The sequence below is a fragment of the Halopseudomonas sp. SMJS2 genome, from assembly GCF_029866945.1.
Taxonomy (GTDB): Bacteria; Pseudomonadota; Gammaproteobacteria; order Pseudomonadales; family Pseudomonadaceae; genus Halopseudomonas; species Halopseudomonas bauzanensis.
Genome location: NZ_CP123445.1, coordinates 1,112,178 through 1,130,701, shown reverse-complemented (window position 1 = coordinate 1,130,701; position 18,524 = coordinate 1,112,178). Strand labels below are relative to the sequence as shown.

Sequence of the window (18,524 nt, the reverse complement as noted above, 5' to 3'; positions counted from 1 at the left end):
CCCATGAGCAGTGATATCCGTATTGGCATTTCCGGCTGGCGTTATGAACCCTGGCGCGGCGACTTCTACCCCGAAGGTCTGCTGCAGCGCCGGGAGCTGGAGTATGCCTCGCGCACGGTCAGCAGCATCGAGATCAACGGCTCCTTCTATGCCCTGCAAACCCCGGAGCGGTTCAGCAACTGGCGCGACAGCACACCGGATGATTTCGTGTTCAGCGTCAAGGCGCCCCGCTATATCACCCATGTCAAACGTCTGCGCGAGCTGGATGAGCCGCTGGCCAACTTCTTCGCCTCCGGGCCGCTGCAACTGGAGCGCAAGTTGGGCGCCTTTCTCTGGCAGTTCCCGCCCAGCTTTCGCTATGACCCAGCCCTGTTCACTGAGTTGTTCGAACAGCTGCCGCGCACCTTCGGCGAGGCCGTCCAATGCGCCGCGCGCAGCCCCCGCTTTCCTGCGCCAGAGGGGCTAACTACAGGAGCCAAAACCCGCCTGCGCCATGCAGTGGAAATTCGCCACCGCAGCTTCATGCAGGAGGGCTTCATCGAGCTGCTACGCAAGCATCGGATCGCCCTGGTGGTCGCGGATACCGCAGGCAAATGGCCGCTGGTGGAGGAGCTGACCGCCGATTTCATGTACCTGCGTTTGCATGGCGACAAGGAGCTGTATAGCAGCGGCTACGATGATTCGGCGCTGGACGACTGGGCGCGCCGCATCCGCGCCTGGGCCGGCGGCAAACAGCCGGAAGGTGCCCGCCGACTATCCGAACAGGGGGATAGTTCAAGCGCCGAGCGCGACATCTATTGCTACTTCGATAACGACATCAAGGTCCGCGCCCCCTATGACGCGCGCCAGCTTCTGGAGAAGCTAGGGCGCGCCGAGGGACTGGAAATCAAGCCGGGCCAGCTGCCGGAGCGTTTTCTGTGACCCCATTGAGCTCCACCCAGGAACATCTCACCAACCGGGCGCCCACGGTCCATTCATTGAAGGTGCTGACCATCAATACGCACAAGGGTTTCAGCTGGCTGAACCGGCGCTTCATCCTGCCGGAGCTGCGCGACGCCGTGCGCACCCTGTCTGCGGATGTGGTGTTTCTTCAGGAAGTGTTGGGCAACAACGATCGCCATGGTCGCAACATCGATAACTGGCCGGATGCGCCTCACTATGAATACCTGGCCGATACCATCTGGCCCCAGTTCGCCTACGGCCGCAATGCGGTATATCCCGAAGGGCACCATGGCAATGCGTTGCTGTCCAAATTTCCGATACTGCACTACGAGAATCTGGATGTATCTATCAGTGGCACCGAAGAGCGTGGCTTACTGCATGCCATCCTCGACGTGCCGGGCCAGGCGGACCTGCATGCCATCTGTGTGCATCTGGGCCTGTGGGAACGCCACCGTCGGCGTCAGTTGCGCCTATTGTGCCGACTGCTCGACGAGTTGCCGCCGGACGATCCGGTAATCGTTGCCGGTGACTTCAATGATTGGCTCAAGCGCGCCGGAGACAGGCTGGACAGATGCGGTCTCAAAGAGGCCTTCGTCACCGCCAACGGGTCGCCGGCGAAGAGTTTTCCGGCGCAATGGCCAGTGCTGTGTCTGGACCGGATTTATGTCCGCAACCTGACAACCCATGGACCGGAAACGCTTTACCGGCGCCCCTGGTCACACCTGTCGGACCATGCGCCACTGTCTGTCGAGGTACGTTTCTGATGAGACCCGTCTGGCGTGAAGGCAATGATGCAGACCTGCTGATCAACGGCGAGGAGTTCTTTCCTCGCGTGTTCGAACGTATCCGCAACGCCCGCAAGGAGGTGTTGCTGGAGACCTTCATCATTCTGGAAGACAAGGTTGGCAAGGAGCTGCAGCGAGCATTGATCAGCGCCGCGAGCAATGGCGCCCATGTGGAAGTCATCGTCGATGGCTACGGCACCGTGGACCTGAGTAACGAGTACATCGGCGAGATGATCGAAGCCGGCATCCGGGTGCATGTATTTGATCCCCAGCCCAAGCTGATGGGCATGCGCACCAACCTCTTCCGCCGCCTGCATCGCAAAATCGTGGTAGTAGACAGCGAGGTGGCCTATGTCGGCGGCATCAATTTCACTGCCGTGCATCTGGGGGATTATGGTCCAGGTGCCAAACAGGACTACGCCGTGGAAGTACGCGGGCCGGTGGTCAGCGATATCCGCCATGCCAGCCTCAATCTGTTCCGTCATGCCCGCCGTGAACTACCGTTGCCGCTGAACCCGGAAGACCGCGCGCGCGCGCGCCACGCCGGCGCCGCCTGGATCATGCTGGCGATCCGCGACAACAATCGCCACACCTCCGACATCGAAGATCAATATCTACGTGCCATACGCTCGGCCAACCACCGCCTGGTGATCGCCAACGCCTATTTCTTTCCCGGTTATCGCATGCTGCGCGAATTGCGCAACGCTGCCCGCCGTGGCGTGCACGTCACGCTCATTCTGCAGGGTGAACCGGACATGCCCTGGGTACGTCATTGTTCGACCTTTCTCTACAGCTACCTCTTGCGCAGCGGCGTGGTCATCCACGAATATTGCAAACGCCCATTGCACGGCAAGGTGGCGCTGATGGACCGGGAATGGGTGACGGTGGGCTCCAGCAATCTGGACCCCCTGAGCCTGTCGCTGAACCTGGAGGGCAACCTGTTCATCCGCGATCCGCAGCTCAACCAGCGGCTGTACAACCACCTGCAATCTCTGGCCAATAAGCACTGCGATGAGATCACCGCGGCCAAGGCTACTCGTGGCTTCTGGTGGCGAGCGCCGATGACCTTTCTGTTCTTCCACTTTCTGCGGCATTTTCCGGCCATTGCCGGCAGCCTGCCCGCCCACACCCCGCGCCTGGAGCCGCTCCTGCCTCAGGACGACCCCGCGGAGGAAGAGCTCGCCACTCTCGAACAGGAGAAGTTGCTTTGAGCGACGAACACGAATCCGCACCTGGCAATCCCTGGTTGCGCTGGGGCAAGCGTGTGCTGACCCTGTTCTTCTTCATCGCCATCCCGGTATTGCTGTATATGCAATTGCGCAATACCGACTGGCAGGCCGTGGGCGGGGCACTACGCGATTATCCGCTATGGGTAGTGGCGGCTGCCGTCGGCGTCGCGCTGCTGAGCTATCTGACCTACTGTAGCTTTGATCTCTTGGGCCGGTACTATACCGGGCACCGCTTGCCGATTCGCCAGGTGATCCCCCTGGTTTTCGTCTGCTATGCGTTCAATCTCAACCTCAACGCCCTGGTGGGCGGCGTGGCGCTGCGCTTTCGGCTGTATTCACGACTGGGGCTGGATATACCGACCATCGCCCGGGTCTTCAGCCTGAGCATCATCACCAACTGGCTGGGCTATCTGTGGTTGGCCGGCTGCGTCTTCGCAATGGGCTGGGTAAAGCTGCCGGCGGGTTGGGCGGTGGGGAATGGTGGTTTGCGGGTGATCGGGGTGGCAATGATCATAGCCGCCGTCATCTATGTGCTGGCCTGCGCCTTCTCGCGCAAGCGCAGTTGGCAGATACGCGGCCAGACCATCGAACTGCCGTCCTGGCAATTGGCGCTAGTCCAGGCCGCGGTGGGCGCACTCAACTGGTCGCTGATGGCGCTGATCATCTGGTTGCTGCTACCCCCCGAGGCATTCTATCCCGGGGTTCTGGGGGTGCTGCTGATCAGCAGCATCGCCGGGGTCATCACCCACATTCCCGCCGGTCTGGGTGTGCTGGAAATGATCTTTCTCACCCTGCTACAAGATGAACTGCCGAGAAGCAGCCTGCTGGCAGCGTTGATTGGCTATCGGGCAGTTTATTTTCTGCTGCCACTGAGCGTGGCAGTCGCCATCTATCTGGTATTGGAAAAACGCGCCAAGGCCATGCGCAGCGCCAATCGACAGGCCGCTTGAGCGCTGCGCTCGGGTTCAGTCCAACCCGTCATCCAACTGCGGGACCGGCGTGAGCGCGCCACGCCGCCACCGGCGCATGGCACCAACCGCGTTGCCCAGTAGCATGGCAATGGCGAAGAGCGCGACGAAGGGGTCGATCAGATAGTCCCAGTAGTTTTCCGAGGCCTTGATATCGAGGGTGAAAGCCAGCGTTGCCAACGTCAGCATGAAGACACCCAACCAATTGCCCAGCAGCAGAAATGCCAGCGTCAATGCGCCAATCAGCACGATCAGCGACCGGGGCGAGTAACCCCAGCTGTAGGTGTCCAGCATGCCCACACCCATGGAAGCGGGATAGAGCACCACCCCCAGCACTGCAAACACCGACCACAACTGCCAGGTAGCCGAGGCCGAGCGGCCACGCGTCCAGCCCAGGCGCAACGCCGCACCGGCCAGCAGCCAGAGCATGGCGGTGATCGACAACTCGTCGGTCAGCCCACGCAGATAGCCTGCCAGGGACAACCCGCCGGGCAACGGCACCATGCCCACCAGCAGCACGCCGATCAGCAGTAGAGCGCGATAGCGCTGGGGCAGCCGACCACTGGGCAGCAGCAGGAATACCAACAAGGCGAAACTCAGGCAGGATTGCACACTAATCGGAATCATAGCTGCGCCTCCAGCCACGCATCGTTGAAGGCTACATGCTTGATGAAGCTGTTATTCCAGGCATAGACCAGGTGATAACGGCCATCGGTGGCCCGGATCATGTAGGGATATTCGTATTCGAAGTCGCACATGCCGTCGTGGCACATGCGCTGGTCGATCTCCCGCAGATAGCCGGTCAACAGTTGCTGACGCGATGTGCCGCTGGAGTCGAGAAACTTCTTGCGCATCAGCTCTTCATACCTGACCCGCGGAAAAGGCTTGCCGTCGGGGTCCGGGGAGGCGTCCAGCGAGGCTACCAGCGACCACTCGGTAAGATTGTTGGTGGCTTCATCCAGGCTCAGCTTGAATCGCCCATCGAGCAAGTTGTTCTGCGCCACCAACAAACTGCCCGACCCCGAGCGCACTGCAGCGAGGGAAGTGTTGGGGTTCCATGGTGCAACGGGCCATTCCGGCTGCCAGGTTCGTCCGGCATCCTCGGTCACGGTTGCCAGCACATGCCCTTCGCGCCCGGCATGACGCAGCAGCGCCACGGCCCGCTTGCCATCCAGGGGCACCACCGTAGGCTGCAGGGAATTCGTACCATCGGCGATACGGAATTTGTCGACGACCCGCCCCTGGGCGTCCAGATATAGGTATTCCGGAAATTTGCCAAGGAATTCGTGGTACACCGGCACGCCGATCGAGCCGTCTTCATGGAACACCGGCGCGGAGCGGACCAGGGTGCTGATATTCACGAAAGGAGTAGTTACCAGCTGGCGGGGTTTCGACCAGGTGACGCCAAGATCATCGGACACCATGGCATTGACTGCGCTGCCTGCCCAGCCGCCTACCGACACCGAGACATAGAACAGCCACAGGCGTTCATCCGGGGAAAATGCGATCACCGGGTTGCCCAGCTTGCGAATGGGTTTACCGATGGCACGACGGGTCATTTCCCGGGTCACCAGTACCCGTTCTTCGCCCCAGGTGCCCGTGACGGCATCGAACCGCGCGCCACGAATATCCACATCAGCAGCACCTTCCCGGGAGCCGGCGAACCATGCCGCCATGAGGTCACCACCGGGCAAAGCCGCTACGGAAGGCGAATGAACGAACTCGTCCAGGTCCGATGACGCGAAACCCTGCTGAAATTCAGCTTCCTGATCCACCTGCGCAGTATTGAAGTCAGCGGCGGGAAAAGGCGAGAAATCCGACATCTCATAAGCCGGATGCAGCGACCAGGCTGCAAGAAAAACACCCAGCACGGCGGGAATCGCCAGCATCCGCCATCGACTGGTATTACTGTTCCATTGCATTGTTCTAGTTCTTCATGTCCTGTTGTGTCTGCAGCGTCGAACGCCCCCGAATATGCGCAAACAGCCTGGCTGCAAAACGACATCCGTGGATAGTACCAGCCCCTTTGCCCGATCGACATATTTTTATCTTTCGACTCGACCAAGGAACCTGGAGCGGTCGGCGCCCTCCAACAGCAATACAACATCAGGCCCGGCGGTTCGCCCTTGCGTAGGTGCGTGCTACAGTGGGCCGGAATCTGAATCTGTCGGAACCGATACATGCGCAATCAGCCCATTCGTTTCAGCACCCTGTGCCGCAATCTTCTTGCGGTGGCCGCCGGTCTGCTGGTCCTGTCCGCCTGCGGTGAGAACCGTCTGGAAGCCTCGGTTCAGCCGGGCGTGAACACCGCCAGAGCTGAAGCAGACAACCTTACCTTCAGCCAATGGCGTGATGGCTTTCGCGCCCAGGCACTGGCCAGCGGCATCGATGCCCGGCTGTTCGACCAGGCATTCCATGACATCGGACCTGATCCGGCAGTACTGAAGGCCGATCAGAGTCAGCCCGAATTCACTCGGCCAGTCTGGGAGTACCTGGACGGGGCCTTGTCCACGCAACGCCAGGCCACCGGGCGTCTGATGCTGACACGTCATGCCGGTATCCTGCAGGAGATCGAGGCGCGTTATGGCGTGGACCGGCATATTCTGGTTGCCATCTGGGGCCTGGAAAGCAATTTCGGCAGCAATATGGGCGATCGCTCGGTCATTCGCTCGTTGGCCACCCTCGCTCACCAGGGCCGCCGCTCCGACTTCGCCCAGGCCCAACTGCTGGCCGCTCTGGAAATTCTGCAACGGGGCGACATCACCGTCGATGGCATGACCGGCTCCTGGGCCGGCGCCATGGGGCAAACCCAGTTCATTCCCACTACCTACAACGACCACGCAGTGGATTTCGATGGCAATGGCAAGCGTGACATCTGGCATACCGAAGCCGATGCCCTCGCCTCCGCCGCGAACTATCTGCGCGATTCCAACTGGCAATCCGGTGCGCCCTGGGGCATGGAAGTACGCCTGGGCGAGGGTTTCGACTATGCCTTGGCGGACATGTCCATCCGCAAACCCTTGTCCGAGTGGGCCGGTCTCGGCGTGACCGACGCCCGTGGTCGCCCGCTGACCGGCCAGCCGAGCACCGAGGCCACGCTGGTACTGCCCGCCGGCCATCGCGGCCCGGCGTTTCTGGCGATGAACAATTTCCGCAGCATTCTGCGCTACAACAACTCCACCAGCTATGCCCTGGCCATCGGGCTGTTGGCGGAACGTTTGCAGGGCCGCGGCACGATTCAAGCCAGTTGGCCGACCGATGACAAACCGTTGTCACGCACCGAACGTCTGGAGCTGCAGGAACATCTGCAAGCTCAGGGCTACGAGCCCGGTAGCGTTGATGGCATCATCGGTGCCAATACCCGCCAGGCGATACGGCGTCTGCAGATCGCCCTGGGCTGGCCGGCCGACGGCTACCCCGACCAACAGCTGCTGAAAGCCCTGCGCCATCGGACAAACTGACAGACGGCAACAAATATCAGTTTGTCCGATAACCGAAGAAGGCGTATAAGGATCTTTCCATAAGCCACTGGTTTACCGTTTTGAACTCTGTCCCTCCCCGAACAAACGCGATGACAGACCGTCTTCGCACCCCATCTTCACAATCAATCCCCGCAGTTGCACTGCCCCAGACCTCCAAGGAGGCCGTCCATGTTCGAATGGCTGGCTGATCCTACCGTCTGGGCAGGCCTGTTCGCGCTGATCGCCCTGGAAATCGTTCTTGGTATCGACAACCTGGTATTCATCGCCGTTCTGGCGGAGAAGTTGCCGCCGCACCAACGTGACAAGGCACGGATCCTCGGCCTGTCTCTGGCGCTGATCATGCGCCTGTTGCTGTTGATGAGCATCGCCTGGCTGGTGACCCTGACCAATCCGCTATTCCACTTCGGTGAGCATGCCGTATCAGCGCGCGATCTGATCATGCTGGCGGGCGGCCTGTTTCTGCTGTTCAAGGCCACTATGGAGCTGCATGAGCGCCTGGAAGGCCGCCAGCACAGCAGCGGCGCACGTCTGGCCTATTCCAGCTTCGGTGTGGTGGTAACCCAGATCGTTATCCTTGATGCGGTGTTTTCCATCGACTCGGTGGTCACCGCTATCGGCATGGCCGACGAGCTGGCGGTAATGGCCATTGCCATGATCGTAGCCATGGCCGTGATGCTGCTGGCCAGCAAGCGCCTCACCCGCTTTGTGAATGCCCACCCGACCTTGATCATCCTGTGTCTGGGCTTTCTGTTGATGATCGGCTTCAGCCTGGTCGCCGAAGGGGTTGGCCTGCATATACCCAAGGGGTATCTGTATGCCGCTATCGGCTTCTCGATCATGGTCGAGTTCTTCAACCAACTGGCCCGCCACAATAAGCAGAAATGGCTGGACAGTGGCGGCAGCCTGCGTGAGCGCACCGCCCACAACATTCTGCGCCTGCTGGGCAAGGGTGACAGCGCCGAACAGGTGTCCGATGAAGGCTTTACCGGCGAGGATAGTTCGGCACCGGTATTCCATGAGAATGAACGGGACATGATTCGCGGTGTACTCAGCCTGGCCGATACCAACATCAAGGCACTGATGACACCGCGTCGCGAGGTGCATGCGCTGGACCTGAGTACCAGCCTGGACGAACAACGTCAGCAACTGCTGGATTCGCCCTATTCGCGTCTGGCAGTGATCCGTGATGGCAAACATGACGAACCGCTGGGCATAGTGCAGAAGAAGACGCTGCTCGATGCCATCCTGCGGGGCAGCGAGCTGCAGTTCGAGCAGTATATCGAGCAGCCTGTCGTGCTATTCGAGACCCAGAACGCGATCAAGGCGCTGGAAGCCTTCCGTCATGAGGGCAAGCAGATGGCGTTCGTGGTCGATGAGTTCGGTACTCTGGAGGGCATCGTCAGTCTGACCGACATCATGGAAGCCATCGCCGGGGAACTGCCCGAGGTTGAACAGGGCATGGATTTGACGCCCAGCGTGATCGAAATCGGACCGGGTCGCTATGAGGCCGACGCCAGCGAAAACCTGGAAGAGATCAACCGCCAGCTACCCGAGCCATTGCCGCGCAGCCAGCTGTATACCACTCTGGCCGGCCTGATCCTCAATCAGCTTGAACACATGCCCGAGCAGAATGAGCTGCTGAACGTCGAAGGCTGGCAGATGCGCATCCTCGAGATCGAGCATATGCGCATCGCCCGGGTCGAACTGACGCGGCTGGACGAAGTAGGCGGTCAGTCACGCGACTGACCGTTTCCGCCGCACCCAGAAGTAACAACCACTTGTGGGTGCGGCGGCTTTGGCCGCGAATAGCACCGCCAGCCCGATCTACGCCCTCCCCCCACACCTACAGCGCCTGTGGTAAACTGCTCCGTGGCTACAAGCCAGCCCGTGTCCGCGCACACTCCCATGGAGCCTCTACCAGGAGCCCTGAATCCCGATGTCTGACAGCACGCCAACCAACGTTGCCAGTGGTGAAAAATTCCGCAATGCCCAAGGTATTGCCGCCATCAAGGATGGCCAGAAGCGCCGTGCCAACGCCGAACCCACAGTATTTGAACCCAAACCCAAGTGGCTGCGTGTCAAGGCGCCGGCGGGTGATCGGTTCGAGGCGGTCAAGCGCAACGTTTCTGAGCACCGTCTGAGCACCGTCTGTCAGGAATCACACTGCCCGAACATGGGCGAGTGCTGGTCCAACGGTACTGCCACCATCATGCTGATGGGCTCGGTATGTACCCGCGCCTGCCGCTTCTGCGCCGTGGACACCGGCAACCCCAACGGCTGGCTGGATCTCGAGGAGCCGGAGAATACCGCCAAGTCGGTCGAACTCATGGCGCTACGCTATATCGTGCTCACCTCGGTGGACCGCGACGACCTGGACGACGGTGGTGCCAGTCATTACGCCGCGTGCGTACGCGCCATCAAGCAGCGTACACCACAGGTAGTGGTCGAGGCCCTGACGCCGGACTTCGACGCTGACCTGGCCGCAGTGGAACTGGTGGTCGATTCCGGGCTGGAGGTTTTCGCCCAGAACGTTGAGACCGTTGAACGACTGACCCGGGAAGTACGTGATCCGCGCTCCGGCTATGGCAAGACCCTGAAGGTGCTGGAGCACGCCAAGCGCCATCGCCCTCAGGTGTTGACCAAGACCAGCCTGATGGTTGGCCTGGGTGAAACCGATGAGGAGATCCTGCAGACCTTCGATGAACTGCGGGCCATTGGCGTGGATATCGTCACCCTCGGCCAGTACCTGCAACCCACCCGCAATCACCTGCCCGTCAAGCGCTGGGTCAGCCCCGAAGAATTCAATCGTTACCGTGAACTGGGCCTGGCCAAGGGCTTTATGGAAGTCGCTTCCGGGCCGCTGGTACGCTCCAGCTACCGTGCCGACCGGGTATTCGAGAAGAACAATCTCGGCTTGGCCGCCCCTGTTCCGGTACCGGGGCAGGACGTCGATAGCAATCTGATCCCGACTCTGAATCTCAGATAACCAGGACGCCGCCGAGGATAGCCTGGGAGGTTCGAGCACCAGCTCGTACCAAATCAGCCGACACCGCCGGGGTTACCGGCAGGCTGCGCATCGAGTCCGATCGCGGCCTGCGGGCTCGACCTTCCCAGGATGGGAAAAAGATGTAACGATCTACGCCTGCGGAAACCCGAGCTGCTTGCGCAGCGCCTGTTCCAGCCGCTGCGCCACCTCTTCGATGCTCACCGGCTGCGCTACCAGCTCACTGAGCTGGACCATTTGCAAGCCACTGTAGCCACAAGGGTTGATGCGCTGGAACGGCTGCATGTCCATGTCCACATTCAGCGCCAGACCATGGAACGAGCAACCACGGCGCACACGCAGGCCCAGTGAAGCGATTTTCGCACCGTTCACATATACGCCCGGCGCATCGGGCTTCGGCGCTGCTTCCACGTCATAAGACGCCAGCAGATCGACCAGGCTCCGCTCCATGGCGGTGACCAGCTCGCGCACACCCAACCCCATACGCCGCAGATCCAGCATCAGATAGCCGACCAATTGGCCGGGCCATGATAGGTTACCTGGCCACCGCGCTCGACCTGGATCACCGGGATATCCCCCGGCGCCAGCAAGTGCTCCGCCTTGCCAGCCTGTCCCTGGGTGAAGACCGCCGGATGCTGCAGCAACCAGATTTCATCAGGGGTATCGGCATCACGCTCGGCGGTCAGCTTACGCATGGCCTCCAGCGTGGGCTGGTAATCCACCAGCCCGAGAGCTCGGACGATCAGCTCCGACATCACAGCACCATATGCACGTGGCCGGTGGCCTTGAGATCAGCATGCAACTGCTGCAGCTGCTGCTCGCCGGTTGCCGTCATCACCAGCCGCAGGGATTGAAAGCGACCGTTCTTGCTGTCTTGCACTACCAGCTTGTCGGCATCCAGCGCAGCGTCGTGCTGCCTGACCACTGCCAGTACCAGCTCGATGACACCGTCACCGGCACTGCAGATGATCTTGATCGGGTACTGGCAAGGAAACTCGATCTTGGGCGCTTCAGGAGTCTTGTCGCTCATGGCGAAGTCCTCAGTTGAACAGGCCGTAGAAAAACAGGCGGATGCTGTCCCACAGGCGACCGAACAGACCGGCTTCTTCCACATCAGCCAGAGCTACCAGCGGGGCGGTATGGACCACCTCTTCACCCAGCTTGACTTCGACCTGACCCAGCACGTCGCCCGCAGCGATCGGTGCCTTGATAACCGGGTTCATGGTAACACCCGCTTCCAGCTTGTCGGCCTGCCCCTTGGGCAGAGTCAGCACCAGACCTTCAGCCAGACCGGCATCCACCTGGTCAGCCTGCCCGGCCCAGACCCGCGCCGGCGCAACCACCTGGCCCGGCTGATAGAAACTCTTGGTCTCGAAGAAGCGGAAGCCCCAGGTCAGCAGCTTCTGGGTTTCAGCAGCGCGAGCCTGTTCGCTGACAGTCCCCATCACCACCGAGATCAGGCGCATGCCATCGCGCTCAGCCGAGGCCACCAGACAGTAACCAGCTTCCTCGGTATGGCCGGTCTTCAGGCCATCCACCGACTTGTCACGCCACAGCATGAGGTTGCGATTGGGCTGGCGAATACCATTCCAGACGTATTCCTTTTCCTTGTACAACTTGTAGTGCTCGGGATCGTCGTTGATGATCGCCTTGGCCATGATGGCCATATCCCGGGCGCTGGAGTAATGATTCTCCGACGGCAGGCCGGAGGCGTTCTCGAAATGGGTATTGACCATGCCCAGACGCTTGGCATGGCTGTTCATCAGATCGGCAAAGGAGTCCTCGCTGCCGGCGATGTGCTCGGCCATCGCAACGCTGGCGTCATTGCCCGACTGGATGATGATGCCCCGCAGCAGGTCAATCACCGGCACCTGGTTGCCCACCTCGATGAACATCTTCGAGCCACCCATGCGCCAGGCCTTTTCACTGATCAGCACCTGATCGGTTTCCTTCAGTTGGCCGCGCAGAATCTCCATGCTGGCAATATAGCTGGTCATCATCTTTGTCAGACTGGCCGGCGGCAGCGGCTGGTCAGCATTGTGTTCGACCAGGACCTTGCCACTATCGGCGTCAATCAGCAGATAGCTCGAAGCAGCGACTGTTGGTGCCGGCGGCATCAGCGGGGCGGCAGCCTGGGGTTGCGGCTGCGGTTGCGGCGTCTGAGCCAGGGCTGCCGGGACGAGCAGCACAGCGCTGGAAATCAACAGGGTGTGAATGAATTTTTTAAACATGATGCTCACTGTCTTGGAAAATGTGGAACGCAAGGGGCCGCTGGCAGACAACGGCAATATCAATTGGCGCTGACCAGCGACGGGTTGCCAAGATTGGCCAGGCGCAATGTCTCCATTAGCCTTTCTGCCTCGGCATGATCACTTACTGGCCCGAGCCGGACCCGATGCAACGTACGGGAATCCTGCTCTATCGGGGTAACAAATACCGGCGCACTGACCATGCCCTGCAACTGGCTGCGTAACTGCTCGGCCGCCTGGTCAGAGGCAAAGGCGCCAACCTGAAGGTACAACCCGGCGCTCGCTACCACTGTGGCCGGTGCCGGGCTGGCTGCCGCCGCAGTTGGTGTTGTTGAGGGCTGCGCCTTGACCAGATAACCGGGGTTGTTCTGCTGTTGCCAGACCACCGGGTCAATACCCTCCACCCGCACCCGCGCCACGCCCTTCTCGGCGAAGCCCAGCTTGACGGCGCCAGCGTAGGACAGGTCGATGATACGGTCGGAGTGAAACGGTCCACGGTCATTGACCCGCACGATGATGCTGCGGTCATTATCCACATTGGTCACGCGGACATAGGTCGGCAACGGCAGGGTCTTGTGGGCGGCGGTCATGCCATACAGATCGTAGGACTCACCGTTGGCGGTCAACTGGCCATGAAACTTGGTGCCATACCACGACGCCAGACCGGTCTCGCGGTAATTGCGGCCGTCCTTCATCGGGTTGTAGTTGCGCCCCAGCACCCGATAGGGCGAAGCCTTGTACGCGCCGGTATGGGGTACCGGGACCGCGTCCGGAATTTGCGATACATCCTGAAAATAATCCGGCGCACCATCCTGGGCTGGGCGCGGCTTGCTGGCACTGGCTGTCTCACCCTGGCCCTGCTGCACCGGCGACGATGAGCAGGCGCTCAGCAGCGCCAGCAGCAGACAGACGACGGCAACGCCCGGGCCGTTGCGCAATGGCTTGTTCATTGGTCCCTCGCTTCCCTTATCAGGTCGGCCAACTGATGCACGACCATAGCGTACATGACGCTCCGATTGTACCGGGTAATGACATGCAGGTTGTTCAGACCCAGCCAATACTGTTTATGTTCCCCGGCGTCGAACTCGAAGGCCATCACCTCAGTAGCGTCATCCAGCTCCTGCTGCGGAGTCCAGCCCAGGCGCTTCAGCTCGCCGACGCTGATCTTTGCCTCCAGACCGCGGTCCAGGGTAAACCCCTTGGCGAAATCATCCCCCGAAACGTCGGCGGCAATCGCCACATCAGCGCCGTGCTGCCACTTGTGCTCGGCGAAGTAATTGGCCGCACTGCCAATGGCATCGACCGGATTGTTCCAGATATCCGCCACCCCGTCGTCATCGAAGTCGACAGCAAAGGCCTGGTAGCTGCTGGGAATGAACTGCGGATACCCCATGGCGCCGGCGTAGGAGCCGGTCAGTTCAAGCGGATCGACCTGCTGCTCGCGGGTTAGCACCAGAAAGGACTTGAGCTGACGACGAAAGAAGTCTGCCCGCGGCGGATAATCGAAGCCCAGAGTGGTCAGCGCATCGATCACCCGATGGCTGCCCTTGTTGCCGCCATAGAATGTTTCGACACCGAGAATAGCCAGAATCACCTCCGGTTCAACACCGTACACTTCCTCGGCTCTGGCCAGCGCGTCGGCGTGCTGGTTCCAGAACGCCACGCCCTCCTTCACCCGTCGATCAGTGATGAAGATCTTGCGGTACTCGTGCCACGGCCGAACCCGCTCGGCAGGCCGGGCGATAGCCTCAAGAATAGCGTCCTTGCGCTCGGCCTGTGCCAGCAATCGGCGTACATGCTCGGAGTTGAAGCCGTACTCGCTGCGCATCTCCTCGACAAAGGGGTCAACCGCCGGATGTTCCGCGGTATAGGGTCCAGCGGCGAGCAGCGCGGGACTGAACCCGGCGGTCAGCAACGCTCCCAGTGCATTGTGGCGTAACCAACCTGAAACGCGATCAAACATGAGCAATCCCGACCTCCCAAGATAATTTTTCATCTCTGAGTCATCCACTTTCGGTGCGTGTGAATGGACATCAGGATGCCGAAGCCAACCAGCAGCGTAATCAACGAGGTGCCGCCGTAGCTGATCAGCGGCAAGGGTACGCCGACCACGGGCAGCAGACCACTGACCATACCGATATTAACGAATACGTAGACAAAAAACGTCAGCGTGATGCTGCCCGCGAGCAACTTGCTGAAACTTTCCTGGGCATGGTGGGTGATATACAGCCCACGAGCGATGATCAGCAGATAGACGAACAGCAGCAGCGCCACCCCGACCAGCCCGAACTCCTCGGCCAATACGGCGATGATGAAGTCGGTATGGCCTTCTGGCAGAAAGTCCAAGTGTGACTGGGTGCCCTGCAACCAGCCCTTGCCGAACACACCGCCCGAACCGATCGCCGCCTTGGACTGAATGATGTTCCAGCCCGCGCCCAGCGGATCGCTTTCCGGATTGAGAAAGGTCAATACCCGTTGTTTCTGATAGCCATGCATGACGAAAAACCACATGGCTGCTGCTCCCGGCACCAACAACAGTATTGATCCGAGAATGTAGCGCCAGCGCAGCCCTGCCAGCAGCAGCCCGAAGAGACCCGAGGCAGCAATCAGCAGGGTCGTCCCCAGGTCTGGCTGCTTGAGAATCAGCACCACCGGCACCAGGATGATCAACAAACAGACACACACATGCTTGAAACGCGGCGGCATCTCCCGCCGCCCAAGGTACCAGGCGACGCTCATGGGCATCACCAGCTTCATGATTTCCGATGGCTGGAAAGTGATCAATCCGGGGATCCTGATCCAGCGCTGTGCACCCTTGGCTTCGGTACCGACCAGCAGTACCAGCAGGAGCAGAAATACCGATATCAGATAGGCCGGTGGCAGCCAGCGCTCCATCAAGCGAGGCTTGAACTGGGCAACGCAGATCATCGCCGCCAAACCAATCGCGTAATGCGCCCCCTGCCGATAGACCATCGCCATGCTCTTGCTGCTGGCGGAATAGAGGACGAAACCGGCCACACCGGCCAGCACCAGTACCAGCAGTAACAACCAGGGATCGACATGCAACCGCATCCACCAGGGCTCGCGACGCAGCCCCCGCGAATCAGGCGGAGAGATACCGGCCAGCGGCTTCATGGTGCTTCCTCCATGACGTTATCGGCCTCAGGATCATCCGTCTCGGGAGACGGCTCGGGTTCCAGCAGCCAGGCGTCGAACAGCGCACGGGCCACTGGCGCCGCCACCCGGCCTCCGGACTCGCCGTTTTCGACCATGACCGCAACAGCAATCTGCGGATCATCCAACGGTGCAAAGCCAACAAACAGAGCGTGGTCCCGATGCCGCTCCTTCAGCGCTTCGGAATCGTAACGCGCGCCCTGGGCAATGGCGACCACCTGGGCGGTACCGGTCTTGCCCGCCATACGGTAGGGTGCGCCGGCGGCAGCAGCGCGGGATGTACCCCGCTCACCGTGCATCACCTCCTCCATGGTCTTGATGATGAAGTCCCAGTCGTCCGGGTTCTTCAACACCACGTCCGGCGGCGTATCCTCTTCATCCGGCGGTAGTCCGTCTGCGGTCATCAGCATGCGCGGACGCTTCCACACACCGCGATTGGCAATCAGCGCGGTGGATTGGGCCAATTGCAACGGCGTAGTCAGCATATAGCCCTGGCCGATCCCGGTAATCAACGTTTCTCCCGGATACCAGGGCTGGCGGCGCGAAGCCCGTTTCCATTCACGCGAGGGCATCAGGCCGGCCGTTTCCTCGAACATGTCCAGCGATACCCGGCTGCCCAGACCGAACTGGCTCATGAATTCATGCATGCGATCGATGCCCAGCTTGTGCGCCAGATCGTAGAAATAGGTGTCATTGGAACGGGCCATGGCCAGCTTCATATCCACCCAGCCATCCCCGTAACGGTTCCAGTTGCGGTATTTATGGCTGTTGTTCGGCAGCTGATAAAACCCTGGATCGTAGACTCGGGCTGTCCGCGTGGTTACTCCATAATCCAGGCCAGCCAGCGCCACGATTTGCTTGATCGTCGAACCGGGCGGGTAAAGTCCGCGCAGCACGCGGTTGAATAGCGGCTGGTCGAGGGAGTCGCGCAGCGCGCCGTAATCGGCATGGCTGATGCCGGTGACGAACAGGTTCGGGTTGAACGCCGGCTGGCTGACGAATGCCAGCACCCCACCGGACTTCGGCTCGATGGCGACCACCGCACCCCGGCGGTTGCCCAGCGCCTGCTCCGCGACGGCCTGCAAATCACTGTCCAGATGCAGGGTCAGGTCCCTGCCGGATACCGGCTCGGTACGCTTGAGCACCCGCAGTACGCGACCGCGCGCGTTGGTTTCCACCTCTTCATAGCCGACCTTGCCATGCAGCAGATCCTCATAGAAGCGCTCTACCCCGGTCTTGCCGATATAGTGCGTGCCGGCATAGGCCACCGGATCAATCCGCTCCTGTTCCCGCTCGTTGATCCGCCCGACATAGCCGACGGAATGGGCGAAATGCTCGGCCTGCGGATAATGCCGCACGAAACTGGCTTGCACATCGATGCCCGGCAAACGGAACTGGTTCACCGCGATACGGGCGATCTGCTCCTCGGTCAGATTGAACATCACCGGTACCGCTTCGAAGGGCCGGCGCGCCTGCTGCAGCCGTCGGCGCAGTTGTTCGATATCATCATCGCCCAGCTGCAGCAGTTCGCGCAGCAGCTCGATGGTGGCGTCGAGATCGGTGGTTCGCTCACGCGTAATGCTCAGGCTGAAACTGGGCCGGTTCTCGGCCAGCACCACCCCATTGCGATCATGGATCCGACCGCGCGCCGGCGGGATCGGCTGCACGTGCACCCGGTTGTTCTCGGACAGGGTGGAATGATGCTCGTACTGCACCACTTGCAGCCAGTACATGCGTGCCAGCAAGCCGAAAGCCAATAACAGAATGAACAGCACCGCGAGAATGATTCTGCGCTGTACTATCCCCGCGTCATTGAGGTGGTCCTTGATGCGAATCGGCTTGGCCATGTATCACTTGTGGTATGGGTGGCGGTTCAGAATGGTCCAGGCGCGATACAACTGCTCAGCGAGCAGGATGCGTACCAATGGATGGGGCAAGGTCAGCGGCGACAACGACCAGCGCTGGTCGCTGCGAGCAGCAACCTCGCTGGCCAGACCTTCCGGGCCACCCACCATCAGGTTGACTGTGCGGGCGTCCAGCCGCCAGCTTTCCAGCTGCTCGGCCAGCGCCTCGGTAGACCAGGGCCGACCTTCGACCTCAAGCGTAACGATTCGTTCGCCGGGCTGCGTGGCCGCCAACATCTGCTCGCCTTCGCGGCGCATCAGCCGGGCGACATCCGCGTTCTTGCCGCGGGTGGCCAGCGGAATCTCTACCAGCTCCAGCGGCAAGTCGGCAGGCATACGCTTGGCATACTCCTGATAGCCCTGCTCTACCCAACGTGGCATACGTGACGCCACGCTGATCAGGCGAATACGCAAGGAGCCTTACTCCGCGGTCGGTTGTTGCTGCGCCCGACGGGATTCAGCGCTCTGCCAGAGGCGCTCCAGATCATAGAACTGTCGGGTGGCCGGCTGCATGACATGCACCACGATGTCACCCAGGTCCACCAGCACCCACTCGCCGGAGTCCTTGCCTTCCACGCCCAGCGGACGCGCGCCCGCCGCCTTGGCTTTTTCAATAACGTTATCGGCCAGTGCACTCACCTGGCGGTTGGAGTTACCGCTGGCGATGAACATGTAATCGGTTACGCCGGTCAGCTCACGCACATCAATGCGCACCACGTCCTTGGCCTTGAGCTCGTCCAACGCGTCTTCTACTGCCTTGATCAGATCTTCAATCTGCATAATGGTG

The 18,524-nt window shown here is 60.8% G+C and carries 17 protein-coding genes and 1 pseudogene; 7 read left to right on the top strand and 11 right to left on the bottom strand.

Going from position 1 to position 18,524, the window contains the following annotated elements; all coding sequences use genetic code 11:
* Positions 1-3: 3 nt before the first annotated feature.
* Genes QAO71_RS05410 through QAO71_RS05395 form a run of 4 tightly spaced genes read left to right on the top strand, consistent with a single transcriptional unit; the run spans position 4 to position 3,906 of the window.
* Entirely contained in the window at positions 4-921 is a 918-nt protein-coding gene (locus QAO71_RS05410) for a DUF72 domain-containing protein (protein WP_036990569.1), read from the top strand.
* On the top strand, positions 918-1,706 hold the full coding sequence (locus QAO71_RS05405; RefSeq protein ID WP_136869302.1) for an endonuclease/exonuclease/phosphatase family protein: 789 nt from the start codon (positions 918-920) through the stop codon (positions 1,704-1,706). Before QAO71_RS05410 ends, QAO71_RS05405 begins: the two co-directional genes overlap by 4 nt.
* Positions 1,706-2,938, top strand: coding sequence for a cardiolipin synthase ClsB (clsB, locus tag QAO71_RS05400; protein ID WP_036990570.1), 1,233 nt, complete (start codon positions 1,706-1,708; stop codon positions 2,936-2,938). Before QAO71_RS05405 ends, clsB begins: the two co-directional genes overlap by 1 nt.
* Positions 2,935-3,906, top strand: coding sequence for a lysylphosphatidylglycerol synthase domain-containing protein (locus tag QAO71_RS05395; protein WP_036990571.1), 972 nt, complete (start codon positions 2,935-2,937; stop codon positions 3,904-3,906). Before clsB ends, QAO71_RS05395 begins: the two co-directional genes overlap by 4 nt.
* 15 nt (positions 3,907-3,921) lie before the next feature.
* Here QAO71_RS05395 and QAO71_RS05390 read toward each other — a convergent pair whose 3' ends face one another.
* Positions 3,922-4,551: a hypothetical protein gene (locus QAO71_RS05390; protein WP_280165455.1), complete on the bottom strand. Its 630-nt coding sequence runs from the start codon at positions 4,549-4,551 to the stop codon at positions 3,922-3,924.
* The gene (locus QAO71_RS05385) at positions 4,548-5,846 is read right to left on the bottom strand and encodes a sialidase family protein (protein ID WP_235818275.1); all 1,299 of its coding nucleotides are present in this window, start codon (positions 5,844-5,846) and stop codon (positions 4,548-4,550) included. Before QAO71_RS05385 ends, QAO71_RS05390 begins: the two co-directional genes overlap by 4 nt.
* A 258-nt stretch (positions 5,847-6,104) precedes the next feature.
* On the opposite strand from QAO71_RS05385, the gene QAO71_RS05380 reads away from it, so the two are divergent.
* The 3 genes from QAO71_RS05380 to lipA all read left to right on the top strand — a co-directional run bounded on the left by QAO71_RS05380 (position 6,105) and on the right by lipA (position 10,392).
* Positions 6,105-7,385 carry a lytic murein transglycosylase gene (locus QAO71_RS05380; protein WP_280165454.1) on the top strand — a complete coding sequence of 427 codons (1,281 nt, stop codon included), beginning with the start codon at positions 6,105-6,107 and terminating at the stop codon, positions 7,383-7,385.
* Between the two features lie 189 nt (positions 7,386-7,574).
* Positions 7,575-9,152, top strand: coding sequence for a TerC family protein (locus tag QAO71_RS05375; protein WP_280165453.1), 1,578 nt, complete (start codon positions 7,575-7,577; stop codon positions 9,150-9,152).
* A gap of 190 nt (positions 9,153-9,342) precedes the next feature.
* Entirely contained in the window at positions 9,343-10,392 is a 1,050-nt protein-coding gene (lipA, locus tag QAO71_RS05370) for a lipoyl synthase (protein ID WP_036990576.1), read from the top strand.
* 150 nt (positions 10,393-10,542) lie between these two features.
* Here the strand turns inward: lipA and lipB are convergent.
* From lipB to rsfS, 9 genes and pseudogenes are all read right to left on the bottom strand, one after another.
* A pseudogene (gene lipB / locus QAO71_RS05365) lies at positions 10,543-11,165 on the bottom strand (lipoyl(octanoyl) transferase LipB).
* The gene (locus QAO71_RS05360) at positions 11,165-11,440 is read right to left on the bottom strand and encodes a DUF493 family protein (protein WP_036990578.1); all 276 of its coding nucleotides are present in this window, start codon (positions 11,438-11,440) and stop codon (positions 11,165-11,167) included. Before QAO71_RS05360 ends, lipB begins: the two are co-directional and overlap by 1 nt.
* Positions 11,441-11,450: 10 nt before the next feature.
* Complete coding sequence (locus tag QAO71_RS05355) at positions 11,451-12,641, bottom strand: D-alanyl-D-alanine carboxypeptidase family protein (protein ID WP_074780348.1); 1,191 nt, start codon at positions 12,639-12,641, stop codon at positions 11,451-11,453.
* A 59-nt stretch (positions 12,642-12,700) separates the two neighbouring features.
* Positions 12,701-13,609: a septal ring lytic transglycosylase RlpA family protein gene (locus tag QAO71_RS05350; protein ID WP_074780345.1), complete on the bottom strand. Its 909-nt coding sequence runs from the start codon at positions 13,607-13,609 to the stop codon at positions 12,701-12,703.
* Positions 13,606-14,622: a lytic murein transglycosylase B gene (mltB, locus tag QAO71_RS05345; protein ID WP_036990580.1), complete on the bottom strand. Its 1,017-nt coding sequence runs from the start codon at positions 14,620-14,622 to the stop codon at positions 13,606-13,608. Before mltB ends, QAO71_RS05350 begins: the two co-directional genes overlap by 4 nt.
* Before the next feature lie 29 nt (positions 14,623-14,651).
* Positions 14,652-15,731, bottom strand: coding sequence for a rod shape-determining protein RodA (gene rodA / locus QAO71_RS05340; RefSeq protein ID WP_235818277.1), 1,080 nt, complete (start codon positions 15,729-15,731; stop codon positions 14,652-14,654).
* Positions 15,732-15,790: 59 nt separating this feature from the next.
* Entirely contained in the window at positions 15,791-17,680 is a 1,890-nt protein-coding gene (gene mrdA, locus QAO71_RS05335) for a penicillin-binding protein 2 (RefSeq protein WP_136869297.1), read from the bottom strand.
* Between the two features lie 3 nt (positions 17,681-17,683).
* A complete protein-coding gene (gene rlmH, locus QAO71_RS05330) occupies positions 17,684-18,151 on the bottom strand; it encodes a 23S rRNA (pseudouridine(1915)-N(3))-methyltransferase RlmH (RefSeq protein WP_136869296.1) in 468 nt (155 codons plus the stop codon).
* Positions 18,152-18,157: 6 nt separating this feature from the next.
* Positions 18,158-18,517 carry a ribosome silencing factor gene (rsfS, locus tag QAO71_RS05325; RefSeq protein WP_036990584.1) on the bottom strand — a complete coding sequence of 120 codons (360 nt, stop codon included), beginning with the start codon at positions 18,515-18,517 and terminating at the stop codon, positions 18,158-18,160.
* Between the last annotated feature and the right edge of the window lie 7 nt (positions 18,518-18,524).

Coding starts and splice junctions, on each gene's coding strand:
- QAO71_RS05385 (WP_235818275.1), bottom strand. CDS start 5,846: ATGCAATGGAACAGTAATACCAGTCGATGGCGGATGCTGGCGATTCCC.
- mrdA (WP_136869297.1), bottom strand. CDS start 17,680: ATGGCCAAGCCGATTCGCATCAAGGACCACCTCAATGACGCGGGGATA.
- QAO71_RS05375 (WP_280165453.1), top strand. CDS start 7,575: ATGTTCGAATGGCTGGCTGATCCTACCGTCTGGGCAGGCCTGTTCGCG.
- QAO71_RS05380 (WP_280165454.1), top strand. CDS start 6,105: ATGCGCAATCAGCCCATTCGTTTCAGCACCCTGTGCCGCAATCTTCTT.
- QAO71_RS05360 (WP_036990578.1), bottom strand. CDS start 11,440: ATGAGCGACAAGACTCCTGAAGCGCCCAAGATCGAGTTTCCTTGCCAG.
- QAO71_RS05355 (WP_074780348.1), bottom strand. CDS start 12,641: ATGTTTAAAAAATTCATTCACACCCTGTTGATTTCCAGCGCTGTGCTG.
- QAO71_RS05410 (WP_036990569.1), top strand. CDS start 4: ATGAGCAGTGATATCCGTATTGGCATTTCCGGCTGGCGTTATGAACCC.
- rodA (WP_235818277.1), bottom strand. CDS start 15,731: ATGCGGTTGCATGTCGATCCCTGGTTGTTACTGCTGGTACTGGTGCTG.
- clsB (WP_036990570.1), top strand. CDS start 1,706: ATGAGACCCGTCTGGCGTGAAGGCAATGATGCAGACCTGCTGATCAAC.
- QAO71_RS05350 (WP_074780345.1), bottom strand. CDS start 13,609: ATGAACAAGCCATTGCGCAACGGCCCGGGCGTTGCCGTCGTCTGTCTG.
- mltB (WP_036990580.1), bottom strand. CDS start 14,622: ATGTTTGATCGCGTTTCAGGTTGGTTACGCCACAATGCACTGGGAGCG.
- QAO71_RS05390 (WP_280165455.1), bottom strand. CDS start 4,551: ATGATTCCGATTAGTGTGCAATCCTGCCTGAGTTTCGCCTTGTTGGTA.
- lipA (WP_036990576.1), top strand. CDS start 9,343: ATGTCTGACAGCACGCCAACCAACGTTGCCAGTGGTGAAAAATTCCGC.
- rsfS (WP_036990584.1), bottom strand. CDS start 18,517: ATGCAGATTGAAGATCTGATCAAGGCAGTAGAAGACGCGTTGGACGAG.